9 protein-coding genes and 3 pseudogenes are annotated in these 14,190 nt (G+C 39.5%); 4 read left to right on the top strand and 8 right to left on the bottom strand.

All coding sequences use genetic code 11. The annotated features are described in order from the left end of the window. Position 1 precedes the first annotated feature (1 nt). Genes pseB through KX581_RS01440 form a run of 3 tightly spaced genes read left to right on the top strand, consistent with a single transcriptional unit; the run spans position 2 to position 2,996 of the window. Entirely contained in the window at positions 2-985 is a 984-nt protein-coding gene (gene pseB / locus KX581_RS01450; RefSeq protein ID WP_120872658.1) for a UDP-N-acetylglucosamine 4,6-dehydratase (inverting), read from the top strand. Further along, positions 982-2,259 (top strand): bifunctional phosphopantothenoylcysteine decarboxylase/phosphopantothenate--cysteine ligase CoaBC, encoded by a 1,278-nt coding sequence (gene coaBC / locus KX581_RS01445; RefSeq protein ID WP_120872656.1) that lies wholly within the window; start codon positions 982-984, stop codon positions 2,257-2,259. Before pseB ends, coaBC begins: the two co-directional genes overlap by 4 nt. Then, complete coding sequence (locus KX581_RS01440) at positions 2,259-2,996, top strand: hypothetical protein (protein ID WP_120872654.1); 738 nt, start codon at positions 2,259-2,261, stop codon at positions 2,994-2,996. Before coaBC ends, KX581_RS01440 begins: the two co-directional genes overlap by 1 nt. A 108-nt stretch (positions 2,997-3,104) precedes the next feature. Here KX581_RS01440 and thiE read toward each other — a convergent pair whose 3' ends face one another. The 6 genes and pseudogenes from thiE to KX581_RS01410 form a co-directional block, all read right to left on the bottom strand. After that, positions 3,105-3,767: a thiamine phosphate synthase gene (thiE, locus tag KX581_RS01435; protein WP_231175387.1), complete on the bottom strand. Its 663-nt coding sequence runs from the start codon at positions 3,765-3,767 to the stop codon at positions 3,105-3,107. Then, a complete protein-coding gene (gene thiD, locus KX581_RS01430; RefSeq protein WP_231175386.1) occupies positions 3,760-4,569 on the bottom strand; it encodes a bifunctional hydroxymethylpyrimidine kinase/phosphomethylpyrimidine kinase in 810 nt (269 codons plus the stop codon). Before thiD ends, thiE begins: the two co-directional genes overlap by 8 nt. Beyond that, positions 4,566-5,345, bottom strand: a complete 780-nt coding sequence (gene thiM / locus KX581_RS01425; RefSeq protein WP_231175455.1) for a hydroxyethylthiazole kinase — start codon at positions 5,343-5,345, stop codon at positions 4,566-4,568. Before thiM ends, thiD begins: the two co-directional genes overlap by 4 nt. Before the next feature lie 87 nt (positions 5,346-5,432). Continuing rightward, positions 5,433-8,425 (bottom strand): annotated as a pseudogene (locus KX581_RS01420) (HsdR family type I site-specific deoxyribonuclease). A 4-nt stretch (positions 8,426-8,429) separates the two neighbouring features. After that, positions 8,430-9,092, bottom strand: a complete 663-nt coding sequence (locus KX581_RS08560) for a restriction endonuclease subunit S (RefSeq protein WP_231175454.1) — start codon at positions 9,090-9,092, stop codon at positions 8,430-8,432. Next, positions 9,093-10,664: pseudogene (locus KX581_RS01410) on the bottom strand (type I restriction-modification system subunit M); the annotation flags it as partial. Between the two features lie 176 nt (positions 10,665-10,840). Between KX581_RS01410 and KX581_RS01405 the strand changes: the two are divergent. Continuing rightward, entirely contained in the window at positions 10,841-11,527 is a 687-nt protein-coding gene (locus KX581_RS01405; RefSeq protein WP_120872641.1) for a phosphatase PAP2 family protein, read from the top strand. Between the two features lie 8 nt (positions 11,528-11,535). Here the strand turns inward: KX581_RS01405 and KX581_RS01400 are convergent. Next, positions 11,536-12,479, bottom strand: a pseudogene (locus KX581_RS01400) (HrgA protein). After that, the gene (locus KX581_RS01395; RefSeq protein WP_231175384.1) at positions 12,476-14,077 is read right to left on the bottom strand and encodes an ABC-F family ATP-binding cassette domain-containing protein; all 1,602 of its coding nucleotides are present in this window, start codon (positions 14,075-14,077) and stop codon (positions 12,476-12,478) included. Before KX581_RS01395 ends, KX581_RS01400 begins: the two are co-directional and overlap by 4 nt. Between the last annotated feature and the right edge of the window lie 113 nt (positions 14,078-14,190).

The following is a 14,190-nucleotide window of genomic DNA, read 5'->3' as shown; positions in this document are numbered from 1 at the left end:
CATGCTAGACAACAAAACGATTTTAATCACCGGAGGCACTGGGAGTTTTGGCAAGCGCTTTGTTCGTAAAGTTTTAGACACCACCAACGCTAAAAAAATCATCGTTTATAGCCGAGATGAATTAAAGCAAAGCGAAATGGCCATGGAATTTAATGATCCTAGAATGCGTTTTTTTATCGGCGATGTCAGGGATTTAGAGCGCTTGAATTACGCTTTAGAGGGCGTGGATATTTGTATCCATGCGGCCGCGCTCAAGCATGTGCCTATCGCTGAATACAACCCCCTAGAATGCATTAAAACCAATATCATGGGAGCGAGCAATGTGATTAACGCATGCTTAAAAAACGCAATCAGCCAGGTCATCGCCCTAAGCACCGATAAAGCCGCTAACCCCATTAACCTCTACGGCGCGACAAAATTGTGCAGCGATAAGCTCTTTGTGAGCGCGAATAACTTTAAAGGCTCTTCTCAAACGCAATTTAGCGTGGTGCGTTATGGTAATGTGGTGGGGAGTCGTGGGAGCGTGGTGCCGTTTTTTAAAAAATTAGTCCAAAACCAAGCGAGTGAAATCCCCATTACCGACATTCGCATGACACGATTTTGGATCACCTTAGATGAGGGGGTTTCTTTTGTGCTTAAAAGCTTGAAAAGAATGCATGGGGGTGAAATTTTTGTGCCTAAAATCCCTAGCATGAAAATGACCGATCTCGCTAAAGCCCTAGCCCCCAATATTCCTACTAAAATCATAGGGATTCGCCCGGGCGAAAAACTCCATGAAGTGATGATCCCTAAAGATGAAAGCCATTTAGCCCTAGAATTTGAAGACTTTTTTATCATTCAGCCCACTATAAGCTTCCAAACGCCTAAAGATTACACGCTCACCAAACTCCACGAAAAGGGTCAAAAAGTCGCCCCTGATTTTGAATACAGTAGCCACACTAACAACCAATGGCTAGAGCCTGATGATTTATTGAAATTACTATGAATTTTTTAGAAGATTTGTTTTACCCCTTAAGATTGTTAGAAAACAAGCGCGTTTTATTGCTCGTGAGCGGATCTATTGCGGCGTATAAATCCCTAGAATTAACGCGCTTGTTGTTTAAAAGCGGGGCTAGTATTCAAGTGGTGATGAGTAAGGGCGCACAAAAATTTATCAAGCCCTTAAGTTTTGAAGCCTTGAGTCATCATAAAGTCTTGCATGATCGTAATGAAAAATGGTATTACAACCACCAAAACAAATTGCACCACAACCACATCGCATGCGCTGCTAGCGCTGATTTACTCATCTTTGCCCCTTTAAGCGCTAACAGCTTGTCTAAAATCGCTCACGCTTTAGCGGATAATACCATCAGCGCGACTTTTTTAGCTTGCACTTCCCCTAAAATCCTAGCCCCTAGCATGAACACTAACATGCTCAATTCCCCTATCACTCAAAGTCATTTAAAACGCTTGAAAGATTCCAACCACATTATTTTAGACACGCAAAACGGCCTTTTAGCATGCGATACTAAAGGCGATGGGGCAATAGCTGAGCCTTTAGAAATCCTTTTTAAAGCCGCTCAAACGCTCCTAAAAGACGCTTATTTTGAAAACAGAGAAGTCATAGTCATGGGCGGCGCGAGTATGGAAAAGATTGACAGCGTTAGAGTTATTAGCAATCTTTCTAGCGGGATTCAAGCGAGCGCGTTAGCCCTAGCGTTATATTTTAAGGGAGCCAAAGTAACTTTGATTGCATCCAACTTCCCCACTCCTTTGCCTAAAGAAATCACAAGCGTTTTAGTTAGCGACACCGCTTCTTATGAAAACGCCTTAAATAACGCCGCTAAAAACTTGCAAAAACATGCCTTAAAACCCCTGCTCTTTAATTTAGCCGCCATTAGCGATTATATGCCTAAAACTTCTTTTAACCATAAGCTTAAAAAAAGCGAAATCGGCGAAACCCTAAACATTGAATGCGTTCAAAATAAGGATTTACTGGCTTCTGTCAATCCTAACCAATTCGTTAAAATCGGTTTTAAAGCCGAAGACGATCAACAAAACGCTATCAAAAACGCTCAAAATCTTTTAAAACCTTCTCAAAATAACGGCAAGGATTGCTCTGTGGTTGCTTTGAATCTCATTAAAGATTCACGCCCCTTTGGCTCATTAGAGAATGAATTGTGGCTCTTTAGCCATAAAAAAACCCAAAAAATCCCTTCTATGAACAAATTAGAAGCGAGTTTTAAAATCCTTGATTTTATCAAAGACAACGCCCTTTAATGCTAGAAGCCCTAAACGCCCTAAACCAACTTAACGCCCTTCATTCCAAAAACGCCGCACACCATTTTAACGCCACTTTACCCATTCTTTTAAAGGTTTTAGAAAAACAAGATAAAGATCTTTTTCTTTTGCAAGTGGGTAATAAAATTATCCCCACCAAAAGCGAACAGGAATTAAAAATCAATCAGCCTTATTTTGCGACTATGCAAAGAGATCGGCTGGGCGATATTGTGCTTAAAAATTTAGTGCCTGCCCCAAAAATCTTAGACGCATTAGACGATTTGCCCGCCCTTGAAATGAATAAATTAAAAGAAATCTTAAGCGCCAAAGACAATACCCCTTTAAAAGAATACAAAGAACTTTTGAGCGAAAAATTAGTCCATGCTAAAAATTCGCAAGAGTTTTTGAATACGGCCAACATGCTTTTAAGCTTGCAATCGCAGGTTTTAAGCTTTGTGGTTGAAAACGAACGCAAAAAAGCCTTTTTACAGATGAAAGCCAAAAAACAAAGCGTTGATTTTTACGCTCTGTATCCTAACTTGGGCGAAATTGGCGGCGTTATTTACTTGAAAGAAAAAGAAAAACAACTTTTTTTAAAAACCACCCTCCAAAGGACTAAAGAGGTTTTAAAAGAGGCTCAAAACACCCTTTTAGGCTTTTCTTTTGTGGAAATCGTGTGCGAAAAAACCCCCATGCTTTTTGCCTTTGAAGAGCGTTTATTGGACACACTAGGGTAAAAGTTTTTAGCGTTTTAAAAACGCCTTTATGATGGATTTAAGCACTTTTAAATCCAATAAAAAGCGATACCCTTTTTTACTTTAATCCATGCGGAATTTTAGAATCTCTCACGCATTGTTTAAAAGTTTTCCAACCGCTAAGGCTTTATCTCTGGCTTGTGTGATCGCGCTAATGACTGCGATACCCCCATATTCGCGCAATTTTGGAGCGTTATGCATCGTGATGCCCCCAATCGCTATAAGGGGTTTTTTTACCCCGCTATCTTGTATTTTTTTTAAAAGCTCTACGCCTACAACTTCTTTAGCGTCTTTTTTAGATGGTGTGGGGAAAATAGGGCCTACCCCTAAATAGGCTACGGCGTCTAAATGGCGCGCTTTTAGGGCTTGCTCTAAAGTATTGACGCTCAAACCGATAAAAAGGTGCTTTTTGCATAAAGTTATTACCTCTTCTATGGCCATGTCTTCTTGCCCCACATGCACGCCATCAGCCTTTAATTCTAACGCAAGTTTTGCCTCGTCATTGACAATAAAAGGCACGCCGTATTTTTTGCATAATTTTTGACACTCTAGGGCTAATCGTTTGATTTGAGTAGGATCTTGTAGGGCTAAATCGCCTTTTTGGCGGAATTGAAACGCTGTGATTTGAGATTCTAAAGCTAATTCTAAAGTGTCTAAAAGCGCGTTTATCCTATCGTTTTTGCCGCCTTTTATGTGGTAGAAGTCTTGCGAGCCGGCCACAAACATGAGTTTCAAACAATCCGCATCAAACATGCTTTTTAATGCTCCATAAATTCAAAGGCCCATGCCCATGCCCAATGTTTAAGGGGTTTTGAATGATGATAGTTAAAAGCTCTTTAGCCTTTGTGATAGCGTTTTTTAAATCCAGCCCTTGAGCGAGTAAGCCCACAATCAAGCTAGATAGAACACAACCTGTGCCATGCGTGTTTTTGGTGTTAAAGCGCTTGGCGTTTAGGATAAATTCAGCGTCTTCTAAAAACACCCAGTCGTTGCTAAATTCCCCTTGAAAACGCTCTGTATGCCCCCCCTTAATCACAGCGTTTTTAACGCCTAAATCCCTTAAAACGCCCATCGCTTTTGAAGCGCTTTTATCGTCTCGCACTTGAACGCCTGTGAGCGCATAGACTTCAGGGAGGTTAGGGGTTAATAAATTGGTTTTGGGTAAAAGGCGTTTTTTTAAGCTTAAAATCGCATCTTCTTCTAAAAGCAAAGCCCCATTCTTTGCCACCATCACCGGATCTAAAACGCACAACCCAAAATCACAAGTTTCTAAAGCGTCCGCCACGCATTCAATGATTTGATTATTGCATAACGCTCCCATTTTGAACGCTTTGATAAAAAAATCATCTCTAATGGCTAAGATTTGCGCTTTCACGCTCTCTACACTCAATGGATAAACCCCATGCACGCCCTGTGTGTTTTGCGCGGTGATGCAAGTGATCACGCTTGTCCCAAACACGCCCAAAGTTTGGAACGCTTTCAAATCGGCTTGTATCCCAGCGCCCCCACCGCTATCGCTGCCAGCAATGCTTAAAACCTGCGGGTAAATTTTCATAACTCTTCCTTAATAAGGCTATTTTCTAACTTTATGGGCAAGCTTAGAGCGTCTAAAAAATAAAACAAGAACGAACCATTAGAGCCGTTATTTTCCAACACTTTTTTTTGCGCACTAAAAGCGGCTTGTTTATAGAGCGCGCAAAGTTGCACCATAGAATCTAAGGGGTCTTTTTTCAAACTTAAAAAGCTCGCGCACGCTGCGGCATGCAAACACCCAGCCCCAGTAATGAGTGCTAAATACTCGCTCCCCCCAGTAATGCTAAAAACTTTTTTCCCATCGCTCACGTAATCTGTTTTACCCGTCATTACCGCTATCACGGAATATTTTTGAGCCGCTCGTTTGATCATTTCTATAGGCGTAGCGGAATGCTTGGAATCTAACCCCTTACTTTCGCAAGAAATACCCACTAAAGAGCCTAATTCGGCAGCATTACCCCTAAGTGCGCTAATTCCTTCGCTTTCTAAAAGCTCTAAGCTTGTGTCATAGCGCAAAGCGCTTGCTGAACACCCCACAGGATCTAACACGATGGGTTTATCCAAAGCCTTGTAATGTTTGATAGCCTCTTTAGCGCATAAAATGGTGCGTTCATTGAGGGTGCCAATATTAATAGCGAGCGCGTCAGAAATTTTTGCTAAATCTGGCATTTCAGCAATCGCATCACTCATTAAAGGCGATGCCCCTAAGGCTAACAAACCATTAGCCACAAATTGCGCCGCCACATAATTGGTGATATTATGCACTAAAGGGCGTTTTTGTCGTAATTCTTTCAACACCACAAGCCTCCTTAAAATTTCTTTTATTTTACAAAAAATCCATTCAACGGTGCTGTCTTTGAGCTTTAATACAAAAGCGTTCATGAACTATTTTTCATTAACCTCATCTTTTTTAACCCCATTTTTCTAAATACAGAACTAGTGAGATCACAAAAGCGGTGGAAAAAACAAGAAAGGCTTGCAGCGACTCTTTCTTTCACCTCTTGATAGCGCGAATTTTTGCCAAACATGGAGGGTTTTTCTTCAATGATTTTAGGGAATTCCATCCCATTAAAGCTGATTTCGCCCCCTTTAAAGGCATGCTGCATGAACGAATAGGCTTTTTCTTCATTCAAGCGGTTTTCTTTTATGATATTTTGGAATTCCTCTTCTCTTTTTTGGTGGATATAATTTTGAAAATGCGCATGGATTTCTTGGTCTTTGTTGTATTTGTCAATGAAACCCATGATCAAATCTTTTTTATTCCTTAACTCTATGCTGGAGTTGATGATTGGCTTTATTTTGGTTTTAACGCCTTGAATTTCCACCCCATGCTCTTTAGCGAACTCTTCAATCAAGTTCAAAATATAGTCAATATTGACTTCCACTTGCTTAATGAGTTCAATTTCAAAAATCAAATCATCATTAATCTCTTCTTTATCCCTCCCTTTTTCTGGCCTCATTTCATCGTAAAAATCAAGGTATTTGCTTTGATAGTCTTGAAAATCCCTGGGGTTGATGTAATCGTCTTTGTTGAAATTTTCAAAGCTGTTTAAAATATTTTCTAATTTCAAAATCTTGCCAAAAAGCTTGATGAAATCCTTTTTCTGGCTTTCTGAAATGATCGGCTCTTTTAAAGGGAATTCGCTTAAAAGCCTTCCAATCAAACCCTCATAGCCCTCGTATTCTTTATGATTATCCGTGTAGCCTTTCAAATAATCTTCATATTTTCTTAATAGCGCAATAGATTGAGCGTCCTTGTTGCCAAAAAGCATGAGCGCATCATTCAAATCCTGCTCCAAATCCCTAAAACACACGATATTCCCATGCGTTTTAACGCTATCTAAAATGCGGTTTGTGCGTGAAAAAGCCTGAATTAACCCATGGTATTTGAGATTTTTATCCACCCAAAGGGTGTTGAGCCTTGTAGCGTCAAACCCGGTCAAAAACATGTTCACCACCATTAAAAGATCGATTTTACGATCCTTCATTTTTTGGGAAAGATCCTTATAATAACTTTGGAATTTTTGATCCGAAGTGTCAAAAGAAGTTTTAAACATCCCATTATAATCCGCAATCGCGCCCTCTAAAAAATCCCTTGAGCTTTTGTCTAACCCGCAAGCGCTTTCATTGTTTTCATCTTCTAGTGCTTCAATTTCTTCATTAGTGCTATAGCTAAAAATGGCAGCGATTTTAAGGTCATGTTTTTCTTCTTTAAAGGCTTGGTAGTATTTTTTCAGCGCTTCTATGCTAGAGCATGCCAGAATGGAATTGAATTTTTTATTTTTAGTGGCTTGATTGAAACGCTCTACAATGCATTTAGCGATTTCTTTGATCCTTCTGTTATCTAAAAGTGCACTTTTTTCATCAACCGCTCTAACCTTATTATCCTTAATGTCCTCTTTAGCTTTAATGGTGTTGTGGTATTCCACTCTAAAGGGCAAAACGTTTTTATCCCTGATCGCATCAATAATGGTGTATTGGTGGAGACATTTCCCAAACTTTTGCTCTGTCGTGCCTAAAGGGTTGTTTTTATCGCAATTAGCTGCGAAAATGGGCGTGCCAGTAAAGCCAAAAAGGTGGTATTTTTTAAACGCTTTAGTGATAGCTTGATGCATGGAGCCTAACTGACTCCTGTGGCATTCATCAAAAATCATCACAACTTCTTCATTAAAAATCGCATGCCCTTTATGGGATTTAACGAATTTGTCTAATTTTTGGATCGTGGTGATAATGATTTTAGCGTTAGAATCTTCAAGCTGTTCTTTTAAAATCTTAGTGCTTGTGTTGGAATTAGTGCAATCTTTTTGGAATCTATCGTATTCTTTCATGGTTTGATAGTCCAAATCCTTTCTATCCACCACAAACAAAACTTTTGAAACGCTCTCTAATTCTTTAGCTAATGTTGCGCTTTTAAAGCTCGTTAAGGTTTTACCGCTCCCTGTCGTGTGCCAGATAAAGCCTTTGCTTTGATTTTTCGTTTTACTATTTTGTGCGGCTTTGATTTTTTCTAAAATCCTTTCGGCCACCACGATTTGATAAGGCCGCATCACCAATAAAACCTCATCGCTCGTGAAAACGCAATAGCGCGTTAAAACATTCAAAAGGCTATGCTTTGCAAAAAACGACCGGGCAAAATCCATTAAATCTTCAATATTATTATTCTTGCTATCCGCCCAATAATTCGTGAATTCAAAAGTATCGGCTTTATGGTTTTTTTCCAGCTGGGCTATTCTTGTGGTGTTTGAATAATATTTACTACTCGTGCTGTTACTGATAACAAAAATCTGTACAAACTCAAAAAGCCCGTCTTCAGCGCTAAAACTATCCCTTTTATAGCGCTTGATTTGATTGAACGCCTCTCTAATCGCTACGCCTCTTCTTTTCAATTCCACATGCACTAAAGGCAAGCCATTCACAAGGACACTCACATCATAGCGGTTCTCATACTTCTCCCCTTTAGCGCTGTATTGGTGGATCACTTGCAAGGCGTTTTTATGGATATTTTTCTTATCAATGATTTTAATGTTTTTGGTTTTCCCATTCTCTAGCGTGAGATTAAAAATCGGATCTTCTTGGATTTTTCTCGTTTTAGCCTTATAGTCATCGTTTTTATTAGCGATGTATTGAGAATAAAGAATCTCCCATTCCTTAGGCGTGAAATAATAATCATTAAGCTTTTCTAACTGCTCTTTTAAATTGTCTTTTAATTCTTGTTCTTTATGGATGTTTTTGAATTCATAGCCTTGTTTTTGTAAAAGCGCAATAAACGCCCTTTCTAGCTCTGCTTCGCTCTCATAAGCGCTTTTCTTTTCATTATCGCTATGATACTCGGCTATCACGGTGCTTTCATTGCTTTCTGCGATAATCTCATAATTCATAATTTTATGCCTTGAGTGGTTTAAAGGTTAGTAGTTTTTCTCTGTAATATTCGTATTGCTTTTTCCTCGCTTTTATTTCAGCCGGGATACCGGCTAATAAATCGGTGGTTAAGGCCAAAAATTGATCCAAAATCTTAACGATCTCTTGTTGGATTTCTAGGGGTGGGATTGGGATTGTTATTTTTGAAAGTAATTGCTTTGAAACATTAAAGCGTGTTACACCATTAGCAACTTTTGAAATATTTTTCCTAAAATTGTAGTCTCTTAAAAAATGTTTAAGAAATGATGGATTAAATAAATTCTTATCAAAAAATCTAAAACCAAAACAAAAACTATTAAGATAAATATCTTTTTCAATCTTTTGAGTAACTACGCAAGACATCGCACAATCCTCTAAATTTTCAGACGAGCCAGTAAAAAGCACATCGCCTAATTGAATTGTATTTTGTTTTTCTTTATCCCCTATTTGAACGCTTTCTAAAGCATTTAGATCTAATTGTGGATTATTAAAAACATTGACATAAGGAACATAAAATTTATTCCCTTGAGAGAAAGATTTTTTACTTTTTCCAACAAGTCCGCTATAAAATTCCCCAATATCCCCCAATTTCCTAAACTCCACCCCCTTAGGCGCTAAAGTTTGGAGTAAGCGCTCTATTTTATGCATTTTGCCTTCTTCTAACTCTTTGATAATACGATCAAGGCTGTTCCTTAAAGCGCTTTGTTTGGCTACGATTTGAGAAATCTCAAATTGAAGCGCTTTAATGTCAATGATCTCTTTAGTGTCTTCTTGCTCCACATAGCGATTCACGGAAAGGTTGTAATCGTTTTCTTTGATTTGCTCCATACTCGCTAGGGCGGAAAAATGCTTGATTGCTTTCCTTTCAGTATAGGTTTGCAAAATCTTTTCTCGGTTGTGTTCTTTGAGCTTGTTTTTCTTGCCTTCTTTGACAAATTCCTTACTCGCATCAATAAAAAGCGTGGTGTCGTCTTGTTTGTTTTTCTTAAGCACTAAAATACAAGTAGCGATACTCGTTCCAAAAAAGAGGTTGTCTGGTAAAGCGATCACGCAGTCAATGAAATTATTTTGGACTAAATATTCTCTGATTTTTGCTTCAGCATTCCCTCTATAAAGCACCCCGGAAAATTCCACGATCGCAGCAGTGCCGCTATTGGACAAATAAGAAAGCATGTGCATGGTGAAAGCGAGATCAGCGGCGTTTTTGGGCGCTAGCACACCGGCTTTGCTAAAGCGCTCATCGCTGATTAAAATGGGGCTTTTATCGCCCTCCCATTTAGTGGAATAAGGAGGGTTGGAAACGATCGCATCAAAAGGCTCATCGTCTTTGTGTTTTGGGTCTAAAAGCGTGTCCCCATGCGCTATGTGGAATTTAGAGTAATTGATGTCATGCAAAAACATATTGATTCGGCAAAGGTTGTAAGTGGTCAGGTTGATTTCTTGCCCAAAATACTCTTTTGAAACGTTTTTATCGCCTAGCACTTTAGAAAATTGTAAGAGTAAGCTCCCGCTCCCACAGCATGGATCATAAACTTTATTGACGCTTTCTTGGCCGTGCAGGGCGATTTTAGCGAGCAGTTCGCTCACTTCTTGGGGGGTGAAAAATTCCCCTCCGCTTTTGCCGGCATTGCTCGCATACATGGCCATTAAATATTCATAAGCGTCGCCAAAAACATCAATCCCGCTTTTTTGATAATCGCCTAATTGCATGCCCCCTATGGCTTGAAGGATTTTAGTCAATTTTTCCACCCTATTTTTATGAGAGCTCCCTAATTTATTGCTATTGACATCTAAATCCGCAAACAAGCCTTTGACATTTTCTTCTGATGGAGCGCCAAGGCTGGATTTTTCTATTTCGTTAAAAATATTTTGTAGGGTTACATTGAGATCTTCGTTACTAGGCGCGTTTTTTAGCGCATTACAAAATAAAGCGCTTGGCGGGATGAAAAAGCCTTTTTCTTCAATAAGGTGTTTTCTTGCACGCTCGGCCTCTTCATCGCTTAATTTGGCGTAATCAAAACTCGGATCAATCTCTCGCTCTTCTTTATTGATGTAATGAGTCATGTTTTCTGAAATGTAGCGGTAAAAAAGAATGCCTAAAACGTATTGCTTAAAATCCCAGCCATCCACTGAGCCTCTCAATTCATTAGCCACTTTCCAAATGGTGTTGTGCAGTTCGTTACGCTCTAATGAAGAAGATTCGTTCGCTTTGTTTTCCATGATAAAAGCCCTTTTTTTGTATTTTGATTGGCGGTTTTGTTTGGCGTTTTTAGCCTTTAAAGGTTTCATTATAGCAAAGAATATTATTTTTTTTATTCCTTGCGTTTTTCCATGCGTTTGTGGGATAAATAAGCTATAATCCCATTTTTCAAAAGACATTTTTAAAAGGGGTTTGAATGGTATTTGACAGAACGATAAGCGTAAGAGAGAAAAAAGCGGCTAAGATTCTTGGGATTATTGGGGTGGTCTTTTTTATTTTGTTTGGCATCGTGATAAGCGGGGTGGCTTTTCAAAAAGAGTGGGTGCAACAATTGGATTTATTTTTTATAGACTTGATCCGCAACCCTGCCCCCATTCAAGGGAGCGCATGGCTTTCTTTCGTGTTTTTTAGCACTTGGTTTGCACAAAGCAAGCTCACCACTCCTATAGCCTTACTCATTGGCTTGTGGTTTGGGTTTCAAAAACGCATCGCTTTGGGGGTGTGGTTTTTCTTTAGCATCTTATTAGGTGAATTCACCTTAAAATCCCTTAAGCTTTTAGTGGCGCGCCCACGGCCTGCAACCAATGGCGAATTGGTTTTTGCGCATGGCTTTAGTTTCCCCAGCGGGCATGCTTTGGCTTCAGCGCTTTTCTACGGCTCTTTGGCGTTGTTGTTATGCTATTCTAACGCAAATGCCCGCATTAAAACGATTGTTGCTGTTATTTTACTTTTTTGGATTTTTTTAATGTCGTATGATAGGGTTTATTTAGGGGTGCATTACCCTAGCGATGTTTTAGGAGGGTTTTTATTAGGGATTGCTTGGTCGTGCTGCTCTTTAGCGCTTTATTTGGGGTTTTTGAAACGCCCTTACAAAAACGCTTAAAGCGTTTTTTAAAAAGAAAGTGATGGGTTAGGGTATAACTCCTCTTTCTTTTTGATCTCATCAAATTCATCTTTATAGCGGTATGAGTGAGCCGGGTCGTAATCCACAACGCTCTTTAAAAAACCGCTGAATTTTTCATTTTTGTCGCTAAGCTCTGAAGCCACGGTGTAATCAATCTTTTCTTTGTATTTAGCGTTCAATAAAATAGCGCTTTTGTCCTCATCAGTTCTTAAATCAATCACGCCAATCCCAAAACTCGCATGCAAACGCTTCAATAAATCCATGAGTTGGGGATTGTGCGTATCAATATGACGGCCCACCAAATACCCCTCATTAGCCCACGAGCTGTTAGAAATCGCTTGAAAATAACACTCCCTGCAATTATTCACGCTGATTTCTTTTTTCAATTCAAAGCTCACCAATTTAACGGGCAAAGTGTCAAATTTCTTAGAAAAAGCGATTAAATTTTCATTGGATAATTCAGCGTGCAAAAACCTAACCCCCACCATGTCCGGATAAAGCCACCTGTCCATGCCTTTTGGCGATTTCAAGCTTCCTTCATGAAAAATGGTTTTCGTGTAGCATTTCAAATTTTCATTATAGCAAGCCATGTAAGTTAAAAAAGGGTGCAAATCCCTTTCATGCGCGATTTTAACGCCTGGAATGCTTGATTTTTGAATGTTTAAAACCGGCTCTTTAGCCGCATCTTTTAAAGCGATTAAAACAGGTTTTTCTTGCACTTTCAAAAAAGGCAGCTCTTCGCCATTGCTTAAGGCTGCATAAATAGAGTCGTAACACGCTCGTGTGGCATTTCACCCCTATAATCAAACATGTTTTCAATCTCGCCTTTTTCAAAAAGCTCTTTGGCTTTATCATAAATCCGCCTAGGGCTAATAGGCTCTTTGATAACCTCTAAAACGCTTTGAATGATTCCAATATTTCGTGGTTTCATTTTTTGCTCGCTAAATACTCTTCATAACTGCCTTTAAAATCAATGATTGAAGCGCCTTTAGGGCCTGGGACTAATTCAATGATCCGGTTAGCATACGCATCAATAAGCTCTCTGTCATGGCTTATGCAAATCACTGCCCCATCAAATTTAAAGAGCGCTTCACCTAGTGCGATAATGGCTTCTAAATCCAGGTGGTTGGTTGGCTCATCTAGGACTAAAAAATTCCCCCCCTCTAGCATGAGCTTGGATAAAACCATTCGGTGTTTTTCGCCTCCGCTTAAAGCGTTCACGCACTTTTCTTGCTCTTCGCCATTAAAAAGCATCCTCCCTAAAGCGTTCCTAACCTCTGCACTTTCAATCTTTTTATTGAAATTAAAAAGCCATTGATACAAGGTCTCTTCGCCGCTGATTTCTTCGCTCACGTTTTGAGGGAAATACCCTCTTAAAACGGTCGCTCCCCACTTCACCACGCCCTTATCCGGCTTTAACTCTTCTACTAAAATTTTACAAAGCGTGGATTTACCCACACCATTTGGCCCTATGAGAGCGATTTTATCTTTAGGCATCACTTTCAGGCTCACTTGATTTAAAATCATTTGCCCATCATAACTTTTAGAGACATTTTCGCACTCTAAAGCTTCATTACCAATGGTGCGTTTGGGTTTGAAAATAATGCTAGGGTCTCTCCTACTGGATACCGCTAAACTTTGAATGTCTAATTTATCCAGTTGTTTTTGGCGGCTGGTGGCTTGCTTGGCTTTAGAAGCGTTAGCGCTAAAACGAGCGATGAATTTTTCCAGCTCTTCTTTTTCTTTGAGTTTTTTATTGCGTTCAGCCTCTTGCTGTTTAGCGATCAGAGTAGAAGCGATATACCAATCGTCATAATTCCCGCTAAATTCGCGCACGCTGTGAAAATCCAAATCCAAAATGTGCGTGCATACCGCATTTAAAAAATGCCTGTCATGGCTGATGACTACCATCGTGCCTTCATGGCGTTTGAGGTTGTTTTCTAGCCATTCAATGGCGTTTAAATCCAGGTTGTTCGTAGGCTCATCTAACAGCAAAATATCCGGTTTAGGGAACAAAACTTGAGCGAGAAGGATTTTAAATTTATCGCTGCTTGGCAAGGTTTTCATCAAATCGTTGTGCCTGGAGCTAGGAATGCCTAAATCTTCTAGGATTTTTTCAATCACCACTTCGCATTCATACATGGGATCTTCTTCCACGCAAATGGTTTCTAACTCCCCTAATCTCGCATTCACTTTATCATCGCTCAAATCGCCTTCGGTGTATAAGCACTCTTTTTCTTTGATAGCGTCATACAAACGCTTATTGCCTATCAAAACCGCATCTTTAAGGCTCAAATCTTCAAAAGCGTATTGATCCTGCCCTAAAACCCCCATCCTCATCCCGCTTGTAATGATGACTTCCCCACTGCTACAATCAATGCTCTTGCTTAAAATCTTTAAAAAAGTGGACTTTCCTGCACCATTAGCCCCAATCAGCCCGTAGCGCTTGTTTTTATCCAGCTTGATATTCACGTTTTCAAACAATTTTTTAGTCGCATAGCGTTGCGTTAAGTTGATGGTTTGCAGCATCTTATGATTTCCTTATTTTTTATGATTAGAGAAAGTTTATTGTAGCGTTTTCTTTGCAATATTGTAACCCTTGCTTATTATGGTTATTCATAAGGCCTTTGACGCCCAAAATT

Source organism: Helicobacter pylori, assembly GCF_021062735.1.
Lineage (GTDB): Bacteria > Campylobacterota > Campylobacteria > Campylobacterales > Helicobacteraceae > Helicobacter > Helicobacter pylori_DN.
This window is presented reverse-complemented; position numbering and strand designations above follow the sequence as displayed.

Excerpts from the sequence above, each read along its gene's own strand:
- coaBC (WP_120872656.1), top strand. The coding sequence starts at position 982 with ATGAATTTTTTAGAAGATTTGTTTTACCCCTTAAGATTGTTAGAAAAC.
- KX581_RS01440 (WP_120872654.1), top strand. The coding sequence starts at position 2,259 with ATGCTAGAAGCCCTAAACGCCCTAAACCAACTTAACGCCCTTCATTCC.
- KX581_RS08560 (WP_231175454.1), bottom strand. The coding sequence starts at position 9,092 with ATGCATAAAATAGAGCGCTTACTCCAAACTTTAGCGCCTAAGGGGGTG.
- KX581_RS01405 (WP_120872641.1), top strand. The coding sequence starts at position 10,841 with ATGGTATTTGACAGAACGATAAGCGTAAGAGAGAAAAAAGCGGCTAAG.
- thiE (WP_231175387.1), bottom strand. The coding sequence starts at position 3,767 with ATGTTTGATGCGGATTGTTTGAAACTCATGTTTGTGGCCGGCTCGCAA.
- thiD (WP_231175386.1), bottom strand. The coding sequence starts at position 4,569 with ATGAAAATTTACCCGCAGGTTTTAAGCATTGCTGGCAGCGATAGCGGT.
- pseB (WP_120872658.1), top strand. The coding sequence starts at position 2 with ATGCTAGACAACAAAACGATTTTAATCACCGGAGGCACTGGGAGTTTT.
- KX581_RS01395 (WP_231175384.1), bottom strand. The coding sequence starts at position 14,077 with ATGCTGCAAACCATCAACTTAACGCAACGCTATGCGACTAAAAAATTG.